Origin of the sequence: Paenibacillus chondroitinus NBRC 15376 (genome assembly GCF_004000765.1) — a bacterium.
GTDB lineage: Bacteria > Bacillota > Bacilli > Paenibacillales > NBRC-103111 > Paenibacillus_E > Paenibacillus_E chondroitinus.
Window position 1 is genome coordinate 18,590 of the sequence record NZ_BILW01000053.1, and the last position, 16,957, is coordinate 35,546.

Here is a 16,957-nt window from a genome sequence, read left to right on the forward strand (position 1 = left end):
GCTTGTCTTCACAACGACTGGGCGTACTCGCTATCTATTTAAGCAAAACTCGGCTCGAAGAACTCTCTTACTTTCAAAAGCTCAGTAAAGAAGGTAAAAAGATCGGGGTTCAAGTCGAAGTTTTCTCGCCGACCGATGTCGAAGCTGACAACTCGGTGCGCTCATTAACCTATGACGCTACCTTACGCAAATGGGTTCGCCGCCGCACATCGATGCCGCCTGTCATTTATGACCGCTGCCGCTACAAAGCAGCTGCGAACTATCATATGCTCAAAGCATTTCGCAATCGGCATGCAAAGCTGATCTTTCTGAGCAGACCGCTGGCCAATAAATGGTCCATGCATCAAATTTTATCCGAAAATGAAGGCATACGCCCTTTCCTGCCGGTTACCGTGCGATACAGCACCGTGCAAGAGCTGCTGAAGTTTATAAAGAAGCATTCGCTTGTGTATGTCAAACCGAAAAACGGTACAGGTGGAAGAGGCATCCTGCGTATTGAGCAGCTGGGTCCCGACCTGTTTTTATTGCAAGGAAGAAATCAGCAAAGAACCATCATCACCCCTTACCGCGCAAGCGAAAAACAGCTGTCAATCAAGCTGCATACGCTAAAGCTGAGTCCGGACTATGTGGTTCAACAAGGCATACAACTTACGCTGAAGGATGGACGCGTGCATGATTACCGCTTGCTGATTCAAAAAAACGGCCGAGGTGAATGGGAAGTAACCGGCTGTGCGGGCCGCATCGGTCCTCACCGCAGCATCACCTCGAACCTGCACGGAGGCGGAAGCGCGGTTTCGCAAGATAAGCTGTTAGCATACCGTTTCGCATCACCTGAGAAAACGGAAAGCATTAAGAAAGAAATGAACAGCTTCGCCTATAAACTGGCAGACTTTCTAGAAACGAAATTCGGCAAGCTGTGCGAGTTGGGCATGGATATTGCCGTAGATCCGAAGGGAAATGTTTGGCTGCTGGAAGTCAACCCCAAGCCTTCCCGGGAAGTATTCCGTAAAATCGGCGAAATCGCCACCTATCAGAAGGCGGTTTCACGCCCTCTCGAGTATGCCGTCTGGATGCTAAGGCAAAACACTGGAAGAATAGAATCGCCTTCTGGCGATGCATCCAATGAAAGTGATTAAGCGCGCAATCGGAAGCAGCAGCACTGAGCTGTATGGAGCTTCCGATTTACATATTGCTCCATCGAAAAAAGTGTCGAGAGATCATGGACGCAAAGCTCCTACGCCCAGCACCAGATCCTCCGTCATAGGCAGGTCATGTCCTCCCTTGGCAGCCCCTGTACCTGTACATGCCTCATCGCTTGGGAATTTCGCTGAGGCTCTAGCAGTTCCCGGAAAGTGTGCCCACACGCAAAAAAAGGCTCCAAGCCCGTCACCACCCGAGCTTGAAGCCAATCTTCTGCCATCCATTTACGTCCCAGTAGCTACCTTATTAGCACCCGCATCCACAACATCCGGGTCCAGCGATATCGTCGCGCTAAATAAAACATTAGAAACGGCGAAATCTCCTGTTATGCCGCCACCGCTGCCGGAGTACGTTTTGGCTGCGCTCGTCGGAGCAATCACTAACGTATCACCGTTCACCAGGCTTCCTTCGTTCCTTATAATGTTGAAAATCCCTACAAAAGAAGGCATTCTAATCAGCACCTTTATCTGTCAATGTGCTATAGTGTATGCCCAGACGACCACGTTTGCGACAACTTCATCTTAAACGTATTCCAGCAGCTCAGCAAAGCTGCGAATTCGAATGTGCGCGCCTTCGAGCTCCCCCGCTTCCCGGAAGCCGGCGTAGTCGCAGGCAGCTACAGTCAGATTATTCTTAAGTCCTGCCTCCACATCGGAGGAACGATCTCCCACCATCCACGCGGAGCTGATTTGATGCTTGTCGAGCGCTATTTTAACCAAATCCACTTTGGATCTGGTTTGATATTTACCCGCACTGTACAGGTCCTCAAATAAAGGGGACAAGCCCATCGCCTCGGTCACATGACCGACGTAGTCCTCTAATCCGTTGCTCGCCACAAATAAGCGGACACCTTTGTCCCGCAAAGCCTGTAAGGTCTCTGCCACGCCATCGTACAATTTCCCCTGTCCTTGCTTCAGCGCTTCCATTTGAAAATGAAGCAACAGCTCATCAGCGGCTTGACGCGCTTCCACAGATGATTCTGGCATAACCCGCTGCCAAATATGCTCAAGCAGCATGCCGAGCGCTCCCAGAATTCTTTCTTCCGGCGGCGTCTCTCCCGTGAAAAGGCCCTTCTCTCTAAGCACATCAAATGTCGCATGATAAGCGGGCAATAGAATCGTCTCGGTTTGAAATAACGTGCCATCCATGTCAAAAAACATAGCCTCAGGTAGGTTTCTCTGTGTACTCATCATCAAGCTCCTTCACCATCATGAATTATATAAAACGTGTAATGATCTTAGTTAAGAATGGCAAACATACCCATGTAAGTCAATGTTCATATTTGGCAAAATGCCTGTTGCCGAGACTAATGAATTCAGTTATGATTGAAATGAGTAGAATTAATATGAAAAATGATATTTTTATGCAAAATGATTTCATAAATCATGCATCTAATGCAAATAACTTGTCCGTGAGAGTGAGGAACACCCCTATGAATCTTCATATTTTTCAAAATCAACAAGAACTTAATGAGGCCGGAGCCGGTATTATTACATCCCTTGTCCAAATGCAGCCAAAAGCTGTTCTAGGCTTAGCCACGGGTGGTACGCCTGTAGGTATTTATGAAGAGCTGGTGAAAGCCTATGAGAAGGGCCGCGTCAGCTTTAAAAATGTCACTTCCTTTAATCTGGACGAATATGTCGGCTTGCCGGTAGATCATCCAGAAAGTTATCACGCTTATATGCAGCAGCATTTATTTGCTCATATTGACTTGCCTGCCGCTTCAGCCCACCTTCCTAACGGAAATGCACCCGACCTGGAAGCGGAATGTGCCAGATTTAATGAACTTCTTGAAGAAGCTAAGCAAATTGATTTGCAAATCCTTGGCCTTGGCCATAACGGACATATTGGCTTTAACGAGCCTGACGATTCACTGATCAGCGGGACGCATCTCGTCGAATTGAAGGAAGAAACCCGCGAAGCGAATGCGCGTTTTTTCAACTCAATCGAAGAAGTTCCGACTCACGCTCTAACGATGGGCGTAGGCACAATTCTCAAAGCCAAAACAATTCTGCTGATCGTTCGCGGAGCTGACAAAGCCGAAATCGTGCATCGCGCGCTTACAGGACCTATTACAACAGAAGTACCGGCTACTCTGCTGCAAACTCACCCTCACCTTGTCGTTCTGCTGGATGCTGAGGCAGGGAGGTTGTTCGAATGAGCGAACTTGTCATTACAGGTGCCAGAATCGTTACGGAACAAGGCGTCATCGAACAAGGTGTCGTTCATCTAAAGGATGGCGTTATCGCTTCCGTCCAAAGCAGCTCAGCGTGGAATTCCAGCACGGCTGATCCGGCTGTCGAAACCATCGATGCTCGCGGCAGCTGGTTATTGCCGGGCTTCATCGATGTTCACGTGCATGGCGGGTATGGCGCTGACTTCATGGAAGCCAGCCCCGAAACGCTGGATACCATTACACGGTTTCACGCGAAGAACGGAACTACCGCCATGCTGGCTACGACAATGACGCAAACGCATGAAGCGATTGACCGCGTCCTTGGCGAAGTCAGCCGCTACATGCAAGAACCAATGCCATACGCCCAGCTGCTTGGCGTGCATATGGAAGGCCCTTTCATCTCGCCGAAGTGGGCCGGCGCGCAAGATCCGAAGCTGATGCTGCCGCCGCAGCTTTCCTGGCTGCAAGACTGGCACGAGCGCTTTCCACAGCTCGTGAAACAGCTTACCCTCGCCCCGGAGGTCGAGGGTGCCCTTGAGACGATCGCGTGGCTGCGCGATCGTGGCATCGTTGCCGCGTGCGGCCACACCGACGCTTCCTACGCCGACATTCAGTCGGCGGTTGGCGCGGGGCTCTCGCACGCGGTGCACACCTTCAACGCGATGAAGCCGCTGCATCATCGCGAGCCCGGAACCGTCGGTGCGGTCCTTACCGACGATCGCATCAGCGGCGAAGTCATCGCCGATGGGCACCATGTGCACCCGGCAGCGATTCGCCTGCTGGTGAAAGCCAAGCAGCCGGATGGCCTGCTGCTGATCACGGATGCCATGTCAGCCGCGGGGCTTGGCGACGGGCAGTACGATCTTGGCGGGCAAGCCGTTACCGTCCAATCGGGCGTGGCCCGGTTGACGGAAGGCGGCGCGCTCGCCGGCAGTACGCTGACGATGATCGATGCGCTCCGTTTTATGGTGCGCGAGGTTGGGGTCAGCGTAGAAGAAGCGAGCCGCTTCGCGAGCGGCAACCCGGCGCGGTTGCTGCAGCTGCAGGCGTCGCACGGCTCGATTGCGCATGGCAAGCAGGCTGACCTGCTCTTGGTCAGCCCTGAGCTGGAGCTCGAACGCGTGTGGATTCGCGGTAAGGAACTGCAAGCATAACCTAGCTTCCCAGCACGGCGTTTCTGTTCCAAACATTTAATAGAGAGGCTGTTCCTCGGTCATTCGATGACTTACGAGACAGCCTCTCTTTATTTTTTGCAGGATATTCCCTATGTTTGTCGAAAAAGCTTAATAACGCAAATAGCTGCTTTTTCCAAGAAAGGATCTACTCATCCCTATGCTCTATTTGATCAAAATCGCCTACACGTTATTGTTTCCCCCAGGGATTGTTATTCTGCTGCTCTTCTGCATCGCCTTATGGCTGCAGCAAAAAAAAGAGTACATAGGTACTCTCCTTATCGGGTTGGCCGCCATTCTCTTGTACGTTTGCTCCATGCCCTATTTCAGTAACGAGCTCCTAAATTCAATCGAGCGAAGATACACCCCACCGGCTCAGGTGAGCGGTGATGTGATTGTCATGTTGACAGGCGGCGCGACGCTTGACACACCAGACCCTTTAACCAAAGGCGAAGGATATTTGACAGGGAACACAGCTGCCCGTGTGCTGACCATAGCGGAGCTGTATCGCAGCATGAAGCTGCCCATTCTCCTCTCGGGTGGACAGGTTTTCACGGACTCCGGCAATGAATCGCAAATTTCCAAACGTCATCTTATCGCACTCGGCGTTCCTGAAGCTTCTATTTTTCTGGACGATACGAGCCGCAACACGGAAGAAAATGCGCTGCATACCCAAGCTATGCTAACCACAAATGGCTGGCAGCACCCTATTCTCGTGACTTCTGCCTTCCATATGGCCCGCTCCGTCAAGCAGTTTCAAAAGCTTAAGGTGGATGTAATCCCTTATCCGACCGACTATATTTCGCAGGGGCAGCAGACGCTTAGCATAAGTAAATTCATTCCCTCTTCCAGCGGATTGTCCAATACTTCAATTGCGTTGAAAGAGTACTTAGGGTTATTAGCGGCTAAGAATTAACTTTTCCTGTATATGACTAGCCATAATTTTATTTCCTTCAGCGTTTGGATGCAGGTGGTCTGGCAGGCGGGCCACATAGGCTTCACCAAAAATATCCAGACCATCTACATAAGCAAGATTTGTATCCCCGTAAAAAGTTAAAAGATTCACCGCTTCCTGAATTTCATTCCTCATAGTAACCAGGTTCATTCCCACTAAGTTTTCACTTGTTTCCCTGTGCGGGCAATAAATAGGAGAAATTAAAAACAGGGGCGTGCTCCGATGCTTTTCGCGAATAATCGATACCATGCCAACAATGGCAGACCGAAATGTTCGGATATTTAAAGTGTTACCTCCCATCACATTAATGCCGAGGCACATGGAAATAATGTCAGCGGGAAGGTCGCGGATGATGCGAGCGATCATTGGTTCCAAATGACATTGTCCCGCATATCCCATACAGGTTACGTCCCAACCTTTGTTGCGTGCTACGATTGCCGGCCAAGTCAGAGCGGGGCTTTCTGCTGATCGGCATTGCGTAATCGAACTTCCATAAGTAATCCAGCGGGGTTGATTGCTGGGCAAGGGAGCCGCCGATGCTCCATCATCGACTTTTAGTGCTTTCACAATAACAGCTGCTTCTTGTGACAGATAAACTTCAATCCTCTTCATGCTGCCTCTTAAGTTTGTAAATAAACAAATTTCCTCTCCTGCGAGAAGCGTTTTGGTATCAACGAGTTCATCTTCAATCACGATGTCAAACCGTATTTCTTTATCCGTTCTTGCGACATGGAGCTCCACTGAAGTAGAGTCGCTTATAAAAGCAACTCTAACACCCGCGGTTTCCCCTGCCGTCTCGACTAATTTTGATGCGAATAATCCGAGCTGATCATATGGCAAGCGCCATGGCCGGTGTCCAGTATCCGTCGTTTCTATTGAAACGGCTCCCCGAAACCATTGTTTATTTAGTTCAATCGTTTGCATGCTTCCATTCACCTCTTTATAAATAGGCAAGACAGGAATTCCTACTCTGCCAATGTGGGGGAGATTACTATATATGGGAACTGTGGGACGTTATTACGGCTAAAACCTCACCATATTGACACTTTTGACCCTCTAGTTCCCACTGTGCAAGACAGTTGGGTATCCGCGCGAAACAGCCGGGAAACGCCACTCCAAAAGCATGATTAAAACAAAAAGTCGCGATTTCCGCGACTTTTTATACAATCATCAAGCCAACGGTGCAACAGGATTTACCGGTTTATCCTGCAAAATATCGCCGCTCTCTTGCATCCACGAAGCCATTTCGGAGGCAAGCCGTTCAATAACCCTGGCATTTGCAGGATCTGCCGACACATCTTGCGTTTCCCAAGGATCACTTAGTAGATCGAACAATTGGATGCGTTCCGTTCCTGTGTTCGTTTCAGGAGAGTGATAATAACGAATCAGTTTCCATCTGCCATCCGTTACCATCCGCTGGACATCTCGATAAACCGCGCCCACGATATTGCGAATACCGTCACTTTCCCCTGCAAAGATAGGACATAGACTAATACCTTCCGTCTCCTCCGGCAGCTCGACGCCGCATAGGCCGGCAACGGTAGGAAAAATATCGATATTGCTTGCCAGCGCAAGCTCCTGCTTGCCCTCCGGCACCCCTGGCCCCCTGAATATAAGCGGGATTCGCACACTGTGATCGTATAGGTTTTGTTTGCCCATCAGTCCGTGTTGCCCAACCGCCAAGCCATGGTCGGCGGTATACACGAACAGCGTATCGTCAAAGATGCCCTTAGCCTTCAGCGCTTCGACGACTCTGCCGATTTGTGCGTCCAAATGGCTAATCATGGCATAATAATCAGCGATATGGCCACGAATCTCGCCTTCGTCCCTCGGCCATTGGGCAAGCTTCTCGTCCCTAACCCTCATATCGCCAGTATCGAATGGATGCTCCCGCACAAAGTTCGGAGGCAGCTGAATATCGGATTTGTCGTACATGCTGGCATACGGCTCCGGCGCGGTTCGTGGATCATGTGGCGCTGTATAAGCCACATACAGGAAAAACGGCTGATCCACCTGGTAATTCTCAATAAAGTTGACGGCAGCATCCGTAAACAGCTCTGTTGAGAACGTATGTTCCATATATTCATTTTCCTTAGGATAAACCCCGGTCACGTCGTAGTCGTACACAGGAACACTCGTATGCTCGCTCATACCGTGAAACGCCAGCTTATCCCCTCCCCCGAAACTTCGGGCGAAGCTTGCTTTGTCGTTATGCCATTTGCCGATGGCATGCGTCAGGTAACCGACATCCTGCATCGTTTGCGGCATGAGCCGAACATCCGGACGAATCACGCTCGAATGCTCCCGGTTCTTCATGTCTTTACCGATCATCGCCCGAAAGATCGGGATGCCCGTATGCATACACGCTCTGCTTGGCGCGCAAACCGCTCCACTAAGGCCGCCGAATATACGCGTGTTACGGCATGATGTCCCGTCGGCGGCCAACGAATCCAATACCGGCGTCTGCACCGTTTCATTACCGAACGCGCCAATTGCTTCGCCACGATGATCGTCCGCTATGATAAACACAACATTAGGTTTACCTGGTGAAGGTTTGCCGGTTGAAGGTTTACCGGGTAAAGGTTTACCGGGTGAAGATCCTTCAGACGAAAGCTTCTTCGTATTCTTTTCTTTCATCTTCTACCTCACTCTCACGGGACAGATTTGATTCCGAGCTTGCTTACTTTTTTGATTTATACTGGGTGTAGGCTTGCTGATAGATTTCCAAGTAGCGTTTAATGTTCATTTTGTCCAAAGTGCTCAAGTAGTTGTTCCACTCTTTATCAATGTCCAGCGACCCTGTAACCGTTTTTGCAAAAAATTCCGTTCTGTAGTCCGTAAGCGTCTTCTCAATCGTAGAAAGCTCTTCCGCTTGTTCGTTGGTGAAGAACAGTGGCGGTACAATTTTGCTCGGATCGGTGGCATAGGGCTCGTATTTTTTCGTCTCATTATACAAAATAAGTTCAAGCGAATTTTTCGGATCCGCTACTACGCTTAATCGCAAATCGTTTGTTCGCAGCGACGGCCCCGCCTGTGCCCAGTGGATGTTTTGCAGTTTGCCGAACGTGGCAACCGGTTTCCATTTTGCCGGCTTCCCGTTAATGCCAAGCTCACCTTGCGCCGGACGCACCCACTCCTGATCAGGACGGCCCTGCGTACTGCGCAGTGTCGCTTCTTCTGAAAGCAGCAAGTCAGCCATACGGAATGCGGCAGCGGGATTTTTCGCCTTATTGGTAACGACGTATTGACCGGTAGATACCGCATATGGATTGTACGCCGTTGAGCGTATACCTGACGGCCCTTTGAGTGGCGGTACGGAGACGTAGTCTTTGAATCTCGGGTTATCGACATCGACAAATACCGTTTGGTTTTGTGAGGCAATAGCTCCTGCGATTGGGATCTCCGGGTTCATTCCCATTTGTTTCAACTGGTTCCTATCCTGTGTAAACGTTTGCGGAGAAATTAAACCTTCAGCAAACAGCTTATGAAGATACGTCAGAGCTTCCTTCCATTCCGGTTGATTATAGGCAACTTGAACTTTTCCATCCTTAACAAAGCGCAGGTTGAAATCCTTCTCGATAAACGGACTGGTCAGAAAAAGGTCCAACGTCGAGGAGGGGCCATTCGTAGCACCGACAAGCGGGATTTCATCTGCTTTACCGTTTCCATTAGGGTCTTTTTCTTTAAAAGCTTTAAGCACTTGATAAAACTCTTCCGTCGTTTCCGGCATTTTTAATCCAAGTTTATCTAGCCATGGTTGATAAATCCACATTTTTTGACCAAGCGAGCAGTGGTAGCAATCATTAACTTGAGGAACCGAATAAATTTTGCCATCCGGCATCGTAATCAAATCTTTGACATAGGTCACCTGCTCGAACATCTTCTTCATTTCCACGCCGTATTTATCAATATACGGATTCAGCGGGATGAACACGCCATCCTTACCGTAAATGGACTGCTGAATCGGCGATACGCTCATATTAAGCAGCACGTCCGGATAATCCCCGCTTGCGAGTGAAACGTTAAGCTTCTCTGCAAATGTTTTTTCAGGAGCGACTTCCCAATCGATATGAATGTTCGTTTTCTCCTCCAGCCACTTGGTGAACTCGTTCGTTGCAAAGTTTTCGACAATGCTGGAGCCTTTGACCATGACCTTAAGCGTCGTCTTTTCTTTCGTGATCGGGAATTCGCCCGCTGGCGTCACTTGATCGTCCATACTTGCTTCCGTCTTTTGGGCAGTATCATTGGGTCCGCTGTCCGCACATGCGCTTAGAAGCGCTAGAGATGCCGTAATCGCTACTAATGCCGTTAAACCTTTTTTCATGTAAAAGCCCCCTTTATCCTTTGAGTGATCCAATCATCATGCCTTTGACAAAATGCTTTTGTATGAATGGATAGATGATTAGCACGGGCAGCGTAGACACGACAATAAGGGAAAACTTCAAAAGCTCCCGCAGGCCATCCCTTGCTGCTTGATCCGCAACGTCAGTGATCATCGACGCATCCACCTCGTTTTGCACCAAAATATCCCTTAATACCAATTGAATTGGGTACAGCTCCTGATGTTTTAAATAAAGCAGCGCGTTAAAATATTGGTTCCAATGTCCCACGGCATAAAACAAGGAAATGACAGCAATGATCGGACCTGACAAAGGAATCACGATTTTCCGCACAAACGTAAAATCACTGCATCCATCCATTTGAGCGGCTTCAAGCAATTCTTCCGGAATGGTCGTTTGGAAATACGTGCGGGCAATAATCATATTCATTACGGCAAGCGCTCCCGGAATAAGTAAAGACCACCTTGTGTCGATCATACCGAGCTCTTTCACAACCAGATAAGACGGTATCAATCCGCCTGAAAACATCATGGTGAATACAAACAAGGCCATTATGGCATTACGTGGCATAAAATCTTTTCTTGAAAGCGGATAAGCCGCAATAAGGGTAAAAAGCACATTAATCGTCGTTCCCACTACCGTATAAAAGACCGAATTCAAAAAGCTCGACATAATTAAACGATGCTTAAATACCGCCTCATAACCCGCTAGCGTCGGCTCAACCGGATACAACCAGACTCTGCCGGAAATAACCGCTGTGGATGAGCTGAAGGAAGCACTGACAATGTACACCAGAGGATAAAGAATCGTAATCGTAAAAATGAATAGAATGATGTAATTCAGGATTGTAAAAAGCCTGTCATCCGCAGTTTCTTGTATGCGTCCTGTCATCGATGCGCCTCCTTATTACCACAGACTCGTTTGTCCCAACTTTCTGGCTAGCCGATTGACGAGAACCAGTAGAAGCAAATTAATAACTGATTTGAACAATCCAATGGCAGATGAGTAGGAATAATTAATGGCTGTTGATGCCAAACCAACTTTGTACACGAAGGTATCAATGACCTCAGATGAGCTCATATTCAGCGGATTCTGCATCAGCAATACCTTCTCGAAGCCTATGTCCAACACATGGCCGGTGTTCATGATCAGCAAAATAACGGCAACCGGCATAATACCCGGCAGGTCAACATGCCACATTCGCTGCACTTTATTGGCTCCATCCACAACCGCTGCCTCGTGCAGCGAAGGATCTACAGCTGCAAGCGCTGCCAAATAGATGATGCAGGAAAAACCAACATTTTGCCAAATCCCCGACCAAACAAATACGTGTGAAAACCATTCAGGTATGCCCATGAAATTGATTGCCGGCAAGCCGAAATACTTCATAATTGTTTGAACCAAGCCAACCCGGGGGTCCATCATTTGCAGAATGATACCCACCATAACAACTACGGAAATAAAATGCGGCGCATAGGTAATCATCTGTACGGTTTTCTTAAAGAAACGAGCGTTTACGTAATTCAAGGAAAGCGCCAGAATGATGGGGAACGGGAACCCCGCAAGCAAACTGTACAGGCTGAGAACGATTGTATTTTTCATAATCCGAACAAACTCATACGAATGGAAAAAACGATCGAAATGCTTCAGACCTACCCATTCGCTGCCCCATACCCCTTTCGTCGGGATATAATTTTTGAACGCAATCAAAGCCCCGTACATCGGCACATACTTGAATATGAGCAAATAAATTATCGGCAGCAGCATAAGCAGGTAGAGCTGCCAATGGCTGGATGCGTTCTTTTTCAGTCTAGACAAGTAATTTTCCTTTTTACCGACAGTTACAGACAATGTATGGCTCTTGCTAGCGGAAACCTCCATAAATCCCTCCCTCCTCGATGTCCATGACTCGGTATGTTTCATGCCTTTCGATATGTAGCATACAGAAAAAAGGACGGCCGAGCATTGTGCTGTTTTATACTGGCATGACTTTTTTTGTGCTGGACGGCATCCGAATCGTAACCTTTGTACCCACGCCTAGCTCACTTTGTATAGAAAGGCCGTACTGTTGTCCGAACACCATTTGAATCCGGTTATGCACATTAAGCAGCCCGATGCTGCCTTCGAATGTGGGTTGTGCATTCAGCAGCCTCTCCTCTTTGCTGTTCAGAAATCGTGTGTTTAATTGTAAAAGGGAATCCGCATCAATACCGCAGCCATTATCTTCTACCGTGACGTAAAGACTCTCGGCATCCTTCCAAGCGTCAATAATAATCGTGTGAGCATCCTCGATCCCTTCGGGAAATGCATGCTTGAATACGTTTTCGACCAAGGGCTGCAGTGTCAAACGGACCATACTGTCCAGCAAATAATCTGCGCTTATTCGAACATCGATTTCAAACTCTCGTTGGTTGCGGTATTTCATAATGGACATAAAATACAGAATGTGTTTAAGCTCGTTGGCAACCGTAATTTTCTCCAAATCGGTGCGTATGGAATAGCGCAGCATATAGGACAGAGAGCGAACGATGTCTTTAATCTCGTTTGATTTCTGGATAACGGCGTAACAAATAATAATTTCCAATGTGTTGTACAAGAAATGAGGATTAATCTGTAATTGCAGGGATTGGAATTCGGCCAGCTGCCGTTTCATTAAATTGTCCTGGTTGCGCAGCTCCGTCTCGTAAACCCGCTCGACTAGTTCTTCCAGTCGGGTAACCATCGTATTGTAGCTGGTAATAAGCTGATCCATCTCATCACGGCTTCCCGTCAGAGGTACTCGGGTCCAGTGGCCTTTGGCCGTCTGACGCATCCCATTTTCCAGAAGCCGAACTGGACGCACAATCGATTGTCCGAAACGATAGGCTAGAAATAAGGCCAATATCAAAGTAAAGATACCTACAAACAGCGTTGTTTGCCGCAGGTCTGAAATCGGTTTGCTCTGCTCAGCAACCGACATGCTGGCCACGAGGGTCCAGCCGGAATAGTCGGATTTCCGACTAAAGAAAACCCGCCCCGGTTCACCGGGCAACTCAAATATTTGGTCTTTATTGGCTTCAACCGTATTGAAATGCATACCGTCAAGCTGTTTGCCGATCCGGCTCGGGTCCGGATGGTATAAGATTCTCCCACGGTCGTTCACGATAAAAAAATAACCGGATTGCCCGAGTTTTATGCCCTTCCAGAGTGTGTTCAATTCCCCAATCTTCAGTTCAAAGCCCATAATGCCTTTAAATGATTTCGATGAGGTACGGTCCGCCAATTTGCGAATGAGGGTGAGATGTCCGTCCAGAAATCCGGATTCCTGAATCGTCAACTCCCCGTTGATATCATCGTTTTCCTTCATCTGTTCGATATATTCTTCAAATCCTTTGTAATTAAAAGGAACAATATGGACATTGAAATCCGTTGCCTGAAACCCGTTATAACCGACAATGTACGTCATGGATATTTCCGGGTTGTTGATGAGAACAGGTTGAAAGACCCCCTTCATTGCAATTTCGGATGTATAAAAGCCGGAGGTCGAATTGGTTGGAAGATCCAACGCCTCTTTCACGACAGGAGAAATTAGAATAGAAAGCGTTGCCCGCTCGTAGCTCTTCAGGAATAAATCGGTTTCATGCAACACATTATCAACAATTTGAGTCAACAGCCCTTCATATTGATTCTCCAATTCGTTGGACGACCGCCAATAACCGGTAACCCCCACCGTCACCAAGGTCAGCGCGATAATAATAACAAAGTACAGATAAACCTTGCGTACCAAACTGTTTTTCATTACTTAATCCCAAGCAGTGCGCGAAATTCGGTAGGGGAATAGCCCGTTGCCTTTTTGAAAACTCTGGAAAAATGGGGGTAGCTTTCGTAACCGACCTCGGCTCCGATGTCAGTAATTCTGTAGTGCGGAACGGCAAGCAGTTGTTTGGCTTTGTCAATGCGTTTACGCATTCGGTATTGAACGAAGGTCTCATTCGTATTTTTCTTAAAATAATGGCTGAAATAGGTTGGCGTTATGCCTAACTTCCCAGCAACCCTATCCAGCGAAAGCTCCTCGTCGAAAAGATGCTCATCGATGTACTGGATAGCCGCCTCCAAGACATTAATTCTCTCATACTTGCGGTACTCGCTCAGTCGCTGCATCCATATATAGATTTCAGCCTGAAACCATTCGTACGTAATTGTGATGACCGTGTTCTCCTCGAAAAGCGGCTTTGCCTCAATCCGGTAAGTCCCTCTGGCATTCAACTTTTTGAGAAGCAGGTTGACAGCGTCGTATACCCGTTGGTACTGTTGCACGTCCGTTTCACCGGCGAACAACTCCCTCTTTCCCTCTTCGAGCAGTTCACTAACCCGGTTCTTGTCCAACATCCAAACGGCTTCCTCCAATTGATCAACCCATTGTTCAAAAAGGGAGAAGGAAACAAGTGCCGCGTCTCGCGTAGCGAGCAATTTATCCAGCACAGGATAAAGCTCAATTTCTGTAATAGGCTTCAGCAAATATTCCTGCACGCCGTACGACATACATTTTTGCGCATACACAAAATCTCCGTATCCCGAAAGCACAACGACTTTGGTGAGCAGCTTTAGCTGCTGGATATTCCGGCATAACTCCAGACCGTCCATACGAGGCATTCGAATATCCGTCATCACAACGTCTGGGGGGTTAGCCCTGATGCTCGTTAACGCGGACACGCTATTTGTAAACGTTTCGATCTCACTAAACCGTTTATATTCCCCGATCAACGTTTTGAGGCCAATTCCGATGATAGGTTCATCGTCAACAATAAAGATTCTAGCCATTCGCTTCCCCCCTGTTGATCATTTCACTTTCACGAATCTGCTTATGCCTTCATTATGTTACAAATGTTTTTAGCCTGAATACCCCTTAAAATCTAAACACAGTCATCAAAATCGAAAATTCGCTTCCGTTTTTATCAATAAAAACCCCCGCCAGCCATGACAACCAGTGGGGGGTTATAACAATCACAATATTCCCTTTAACTTAGGTGTACCTTCACCTCCAAACCCTCAGAAAACCTTCTTCTGCATCCTGTCATCCTTCAAAATTTCAACAGCTTCTCGGAAACGAAGCGAATGCACGATTTCCCGCTCACGGAGAAACTTTAGCCCATCCTGCAAATCGACGTCATCGGTCAAATCAATCAGCCACTGATAAGTCGTTCTAGCCTTCTCCTCGGCGGCAATATCCTCGTAGAGGTCTGCTATGGGATCTCCCTTCGCTTGTATGTAAGCGGCCGTCCACGGCACGCCTGACGCATTCTGATAGAATGGCGCCCTATCGTGAATCACATACTGATCGTCCATGCCAGCAGCCTTGAGTTGTTCCAGCGTTGCATCTTTTGTGAGCTTGTAAACCATGGTCGCGATCATCTCAAGATGCGCAAACTCTTCCGTCCCAATATCCGTAAGCAACCCCACAACCTTATCCGGAATCGCATATCGCTGATTCAAATAACGTAATGCCGCTGCCAGCTCGCCGTCAGCTCCCCCATATTGCTCCAGTAGAAGCTTCGCCATCCTAGGGTCGCATTTGCTGACTCTGACCGGATACTGAAGTTTCTTCTCATATATCCACATGCTTTTTCCTCCTTCTTCAGACCTGCCATGGCCATGGCGTATCCACCCATTGCCAAGGATTTTTGCTATAAGCATGACCAAAAGGCATAAGTGGGCCGAATTCCAGCTCAAATTCCTGAGCCATCTCTTTCCTTTTTTGCGCGAATTGATTATATTGCTGGATGGCTGCGAGATCGTTCGGATGTGTATCCAAATACAGCGTTAGCTCAACCAATACGAAATCAACAGCCTGCAAGTCGTACATCATCTTGTAATAAGATTCCGGTACTGCTGGTGGATTCATAACCATGGGCTCCCTTCTTCTATTTTGGATTCGTAAGGTCCGTATAGAGCGGGCCATAGCGTCCCTTTTTTCAAAGCTTCATATGGACTGAATTGCGGCAAACCGGGTGGTTGGAAGGCAATAAAGAGGTGCGGCGGTACATTATACAATTTCACTTGAATCGGTGGACAAGGATCAAATGGACTAATATAGGGATAGTACTTTCTGAATTGCGATTGCATACGTCTCCTCCTCTTCTCACTTTATACGTGGAAAATAGTCATGGCGGCAGAGAGGCCTATAAGCACGTATATGCGGCACAACTTGGCCAAAATCACAGAATTCCAATATTTCCTCATGGTCAGAGGCGCTTTGAGCGCTTACAATAAGAACAATCCATGTGATACCATGACTTACACAATCTAACAGCTTGGAGGAAATCACAATGACACGATCTAAACAAATCATTATTTCTGCAGCAATTCTTGTAAGCGTCACACTAAATAGCCTTATTCCCACACCACCTGTATCTGCGGCGTCGGCTTCAACAAGCAGCATGACTTTGACGCAAGGAATGACAAGCTCATCCGTGTCTGCCCTGCAATCGAATTTAAAAACACTTGGCTATTTTACATATCCAACCATCACCGGTTACTTCGGCACAATCACAGCTCAAGCTGTTAAAGATTATCAAAAGGCCTATCAGTTAGCTCCGACTGGCGTAGTGGATACCGCAACCCAAACCAGCATCTCCCATTCGATAAAAAAACGGCTGCTGCTCGACGATGCAATGAACTTCTTGCATGTCCCTTACCTATGGGGCGGAGCGACGCCACAAGGTTTTGACTGCTCCGGCTTTATTTATTACATGTTTCAAAAGCATGGGATTCCGGCTGCTCGTACAACCTCCAAGGAGCTTTACAACACAGGTTCATCCGTAAGTCAGGCTAACTTGCAGCCTGGTGACCTGGTGTTCTTCGCTATAGCATCCCCGGGCGTTATTGACCATGTAGGCTTCTATTTGGGGAATGGGCAATTCCTATCTGCCACACGGTCAGCAGGCATTTACCCGCAAAGCCTGACAAACTCATATTGGGGTCCTAAGTATATGGGAGCTAAGCGGGTATATTAGTTTCCCGCTCAACTGAGACGGCCTTTTCGGCCCTCTCAGTACTCTTTCATGTCTATCTCCCTTCGGAGACGGCTTTTTTTGACTTCTCAGACGACGAAAGCTCTTTTCCGACTGCCCCCCTG

At 48.0% G+C, this 16,957-nt stretch carries 18 protein-coding genes; 5 read left to right on the top strand and 13 right to left on the bottom strand.

The window, feature by feature from the left end; translation table 11 throughout:
- Window positions 1-2 precede the first annotated feature (2 nt).
- Window positions 3-1,136 carry a YheC/YheD family endospore coat-associated protein gene (locus PCH02S_RS31705; protein WP_127458102.1) on the top strand — a complete coding sequence of 378 codons (1,134 nt, stop codon included), beginning with the start codon at window positions 3-5 and terminating at the stop codon, window positions 1,134-1,136.
- 81 nt (window positions 1,137-1,217) lie between these two features.
- On the opposite strand, the gene PCH02S_RS31710 is transcribed toward PCH02S_RS31705, so the two are convergent.
- From PCH02S_RS31710 to PCH02S_RS31720, 3 genes are all read right to left on the bottom strand, one after another.
- Complete coding sequence (locus PCH02S_RS31710) at window positions 1,218-1,409, bottom strand: hypothetical protein (RefSeq protein WP_127458103.1); 192 nt, start codon at window positions 1,407-1,409, stop codon at window positions 1,218-1,220.
- A gap of 15 nt (window positions 1,410-1,424) precedes the next feature.
- A complete protein-coding gene (locus PCH02S_RS31715; protein WP_127458104.1) occupies window positions 1,425-1,649 on the bottom strand; it encodes a spore germination protein in 225 nt (74 codons plus the stop codon).
- Between the two features lie 72 nt (window positions 1,650-1,721).
- Window positions 1,722-2,390, bottom strand: coding sequence for an HAD family hydrolase (locus PCH02S_RS31720; RefSeq protein ID WP_127458105.1), 669 nt, complete (start codon window positions 2,388-2,390; stop codon window positions 1,722-1,724).
- Window positions 2,391-2,632: 242 nt separating this feature from the next.
- Between PCH02S_RS31720 and nagB the strand changes: the two genes are divergently transcribed.
- From nagB to PCH02S_RS31735, 3 genes are all read left to right on the top strand, one after another.
- Window positions 2,633-3,361 (top strand): glucosamine-6-phosphate deaminase, encoded by a 729-nt coding sequence (gene nagB, locus PCH02S_RS31725; protein WP_127458106.1) that lies wholly within the window; start codon window positions 2,633-2,635, stop codon window positions 3,359-3,361.
- Window positions 3,358-4,530 (top strand): N-acetylglucosamine-6-phosphate deacetylase, encoded by a 1,173-nt coding sequence (gene nagA / locus PCH02S_RS31730; protein ID WP_127458107.1) that lies wholly within the window; start codon window positions 3,358-3,360, stop codon window positions 4,528-4,530. The genes nagB and nagA overlap by 4 nt, the downstream gene beginning before the upstream one ends.
- A 178-nt stretch (window positions 4,531-4,708) precedes the next feature.
- A complete protein-coding gene (locus PCH02S_RS31735; protein ID WP_127458108.1) occupies window positions 4,709-5,464 on the top strand; it encodes a YdcF family protein in 756 nt (251 codons plus the stop codon).
- Here PCH02S_RS31735 and PCH02S_RS31740 read toward each other — a convergent pair.
- The 10 genes from PCH02S_RS31740 to PCH02S_RS31785 form a co-directional block, all read right to left on the bottom strand.
- Window positions 5,447-6,427 (bottom strand): SGNH/GDSL hydrolase family protein, encoded by a 981-nt coding sequence (locus PCH02S_RS31740; protein WP_127458109.1) that lies wholly within the window; start codon window positions 6,425-6,427, stop codon window positions 5,447-5,449. The two genes, PCH02S_RS31735 and PCH02S_RS31740, sit on opposite strands and share 18 nt — an antisense overlap.
- 246 nt (window positions 6,428-6,673) lie before the next feature.
- Entirely contained in the window at window positions 6,674-8,140 is a 1,467-nt protein-coding gene (locus tag PCH02S_RS31745) for a sulfatase-like hydrolase/transferase (RefSeq protein ID WP_127458110.1), read from the bottom strand.
- A gap of 43 nt (window positions 8,141-8,183) precedes the next feature.
- The gene (locus tag PCH02S_RS31750; RefSeq protein WP_127458111.1) at window positions 8,184-9,827 is read right to left on the bottom strand and encodes an ABC transporter substrate-binding protein; all 1,644 of its coding nucleotides are present in this window, start codon (window positions 9,825-9,827) and stop codon (window positions 8,184-8,186) included.
- A 13-nt stretch (window positions 9,828-9,840) separates the two neighbouring features.
- Window positions 9,841-10,734 (bottom strand): carbohydrate ABC transporter permease, encoded by an 894-nt coding sequence (locus PCH02S_RS31755; RefSeq protein ID WP_127458112.1) that lies wholly within the window; start codon window positions 10,732-10,734, stop codon window positions 9,841-9,843.
- 15 nt (window positions 10,735-10,749) lie between these two features.
- On the bottom strand, window positions 10,750-11,724 hold the full coding sequence (locus PCH02S_RS31760; protein WP_127458113.1) for an ABC transporter permease: 975 nt from the start codon (window positions 11,722-11,724) through the stop codon (window positions 10,750-10,752).
- Window positions 11,725-11,818: 94 nt separating this feature from the next.
- Window positions 11,819-13,621 carry a cache domain-containing sensor histidine kinase gene (locus PCH02S_RS31765; protein ID WP_127458114.1) on the bottom strand — a complete coding sequence of 601 codons (1,803 nt, stop codon included), beginning with the start codon at window positions 13,619-13,621 and terminating at the stop codon, window positions 11,819-11,821.
- Window positions 13,621-14,643, bottom strand: coding sequence for a response regulator transcription factor (locus PCH02S_RS31770; protein ID WP_127458115.1), 1,023 nt, complete (start codon window positions 14,641-14,643; stop codon window positions 13,621-13,623). The genes PCH02S_RS31765 and PCH02S_RS31770 overlap by 1 nt, the downstream gene beginning before the upstream one ends.
- Before the next feature lie 228 nt (window positions 14,644-14,871).
- Window positions 14,872-15,441 carry a manganese catalase family protein gene (locus PCH02S_RS31775; protein ID WP_127458116.1) on the bottom strand — a complete coding sequence of 190 codons (570 nt, stop codon included), beginning with the start codon at window positions 15,439-15,441 and terminating at the stop codon, window positions 14,872-14,874.
- Window positions 15,442-15,457: 16 nt separating this feature from the next.
- A complete protein-coding gene (locus PCH02S_RS31780) occupies window positions 15,458-15,724 on the bottom strand; it encodes a spore coat protein CotJB (protein ID WP_127458117.1) in 267 nt (88 codons plus the stop codon).
- Window positions 15,721-15,945, bottom strand: coding sequence for a spore coat associated protein CotJA (locus tag PCH02S_RS31785; RefSeq protein ID WP_127458118.1), 225 nt, complete (start codon window positions 15,943-15,945; stop codon window positions 15,721-15,723). Before PCH02S_RS31785 ends, PCH02S_RS31780 begins: the two co-directional genes overlap by 4 nt.
- Window positions 15,946-16,148: 203 nt before the next feature.
- Between PCH02S_RS31785 and PCH02S_RS31790 the strand changes: the two genes are divergently transcribed.
- Window positions 16,149-16,835 (top strand): C40 family peptidase, encoded by a 687-nt coding sequence (locus PCH02S_RS31790; RefSeq protein WP_127458119.1) that lies wholly within the window; start codon window positions 16,149-16,151, stop codon window positions 16,833-16,835.
- The last annotated feature ends 122 nt before the right edge of the window (window positions 16,836-16,957 follow it).

Excerpts from the sequence above, each read along its gene's own strand:
- PCH02S_RS31780 (WP_127458117.1), bottom strand. The coding sequence starts at position 15,724 with ATGAATCCACCAGCAGTACCGGAATCTTATTACAAGATGATGTACGAC.
- PCH02S_RS31750 (WP_127458111.1), bottom strand. The coding sequence starts at position 9,827 with ATGAAAAAAGGTTTAACGGCATTAGTAGCGATTACGGCATCTCTAGCG.
- PCH02S_RS31720 (WP_127458105.1), bottom strand. The coding sequence starts at position 2,390 with ATGAGTACACAGAGAAACCTACCTGAGGCTATGTTTTTTGACATGGAT.
- PCH02S_RS31745 (WP_127458110.1), bottom strand. The coding sequence starts at position 8,140 with ATGAAAGAAAAGAATACGAAGAAGCTTTCGTCTGAAGGATCTTCACCC.
- PCH02S_RS31755 (WP_127458112.1), bottom strand. The coding sequence starts at position 10,734 with ATGACAGGACGCATACAAGAAACTGCGGATGACAGGCTTTTTACAATC.
- nagB (WP_127458106.1), top strand. The coding sequence starts at position 2,633 with ATGAATCTTCATATTTTTCAAAATCAACAAGAACTTAATGAGGCCGGA.
- PCH02S_RS31765 (WP_127458114.1), bottom strand. The coding sequence starts at position 13,621 with ATGAAAAACAGTTTGGTACGCAAGGTTTATCTGTACTTTGTTATTATT.
- PCH02S_RS31785 (WP_127458118.1), bottom strand. The coding sequence starts at position 15,945 with ATGCAATCGCAATTCAGAAAGTACTATCCCTATATTAGTCCATTTGAT.
- PCH02S_RS31770 (WP_127458115.1), bottom strand. The coding sequence starts at position 14,643 with ATGGCTAGAATCTTTATTGTTGACGATGAACCTATCATCGGAATTGGC.
- PCH02S_RS31775 (WP_127458116.1), bottom strand. The coding sequence starts at position 15,441 with ATGTGGATATATGAGAAGAAACTTCAGTATCCGGTCAGAGTCAGCAAA.
- PCH02S_RS31735 (WP_127458108.1), top strand. The coding sequence starts at position 4,709 with ATGCTCTATTTGATCAAAATCGCCTACACGTTATTGTTTCCCCCAGGG.
- PCH02S_RS31790 (WP_127458119.1), top strand. The coding sequence starts at position 16,149 with ATGACACGATCTAAACAAATCATTATTTCTGCAGCAATTCTTGTAAGC.
- PCH02S_RS31740 (WP_127458109.1), bottom strand. The coding sequence starts at position 6,427 with ATGCAAACGATTGAACTAAATAAACAATGGTTTCGGGGAGCCGTTTCA.
- PCH02S_RS31760 (WP_127458113.1), bottom strand. The coding sequence starts at position 11,724 with ATGGAGGTTTCCGCTAGCAAGAGCCATACATTGTCTGTAACTGTCGGT.
- PCH02S_RS31715 (WP_127458104.1), bottom strand. The coding sequence starts at position 1,649 with ATGCCTTCTTTTGTAGGGATTTTCAACATTATAAGGAACGAAGGAAGC.
- nagA (WP_127458107.1), top strand. The coding sequence starts at position 3,358 with ATGAGCGAACTTGTCATTACAGGTGCCAGAATCGTTACGGAACAAGGC.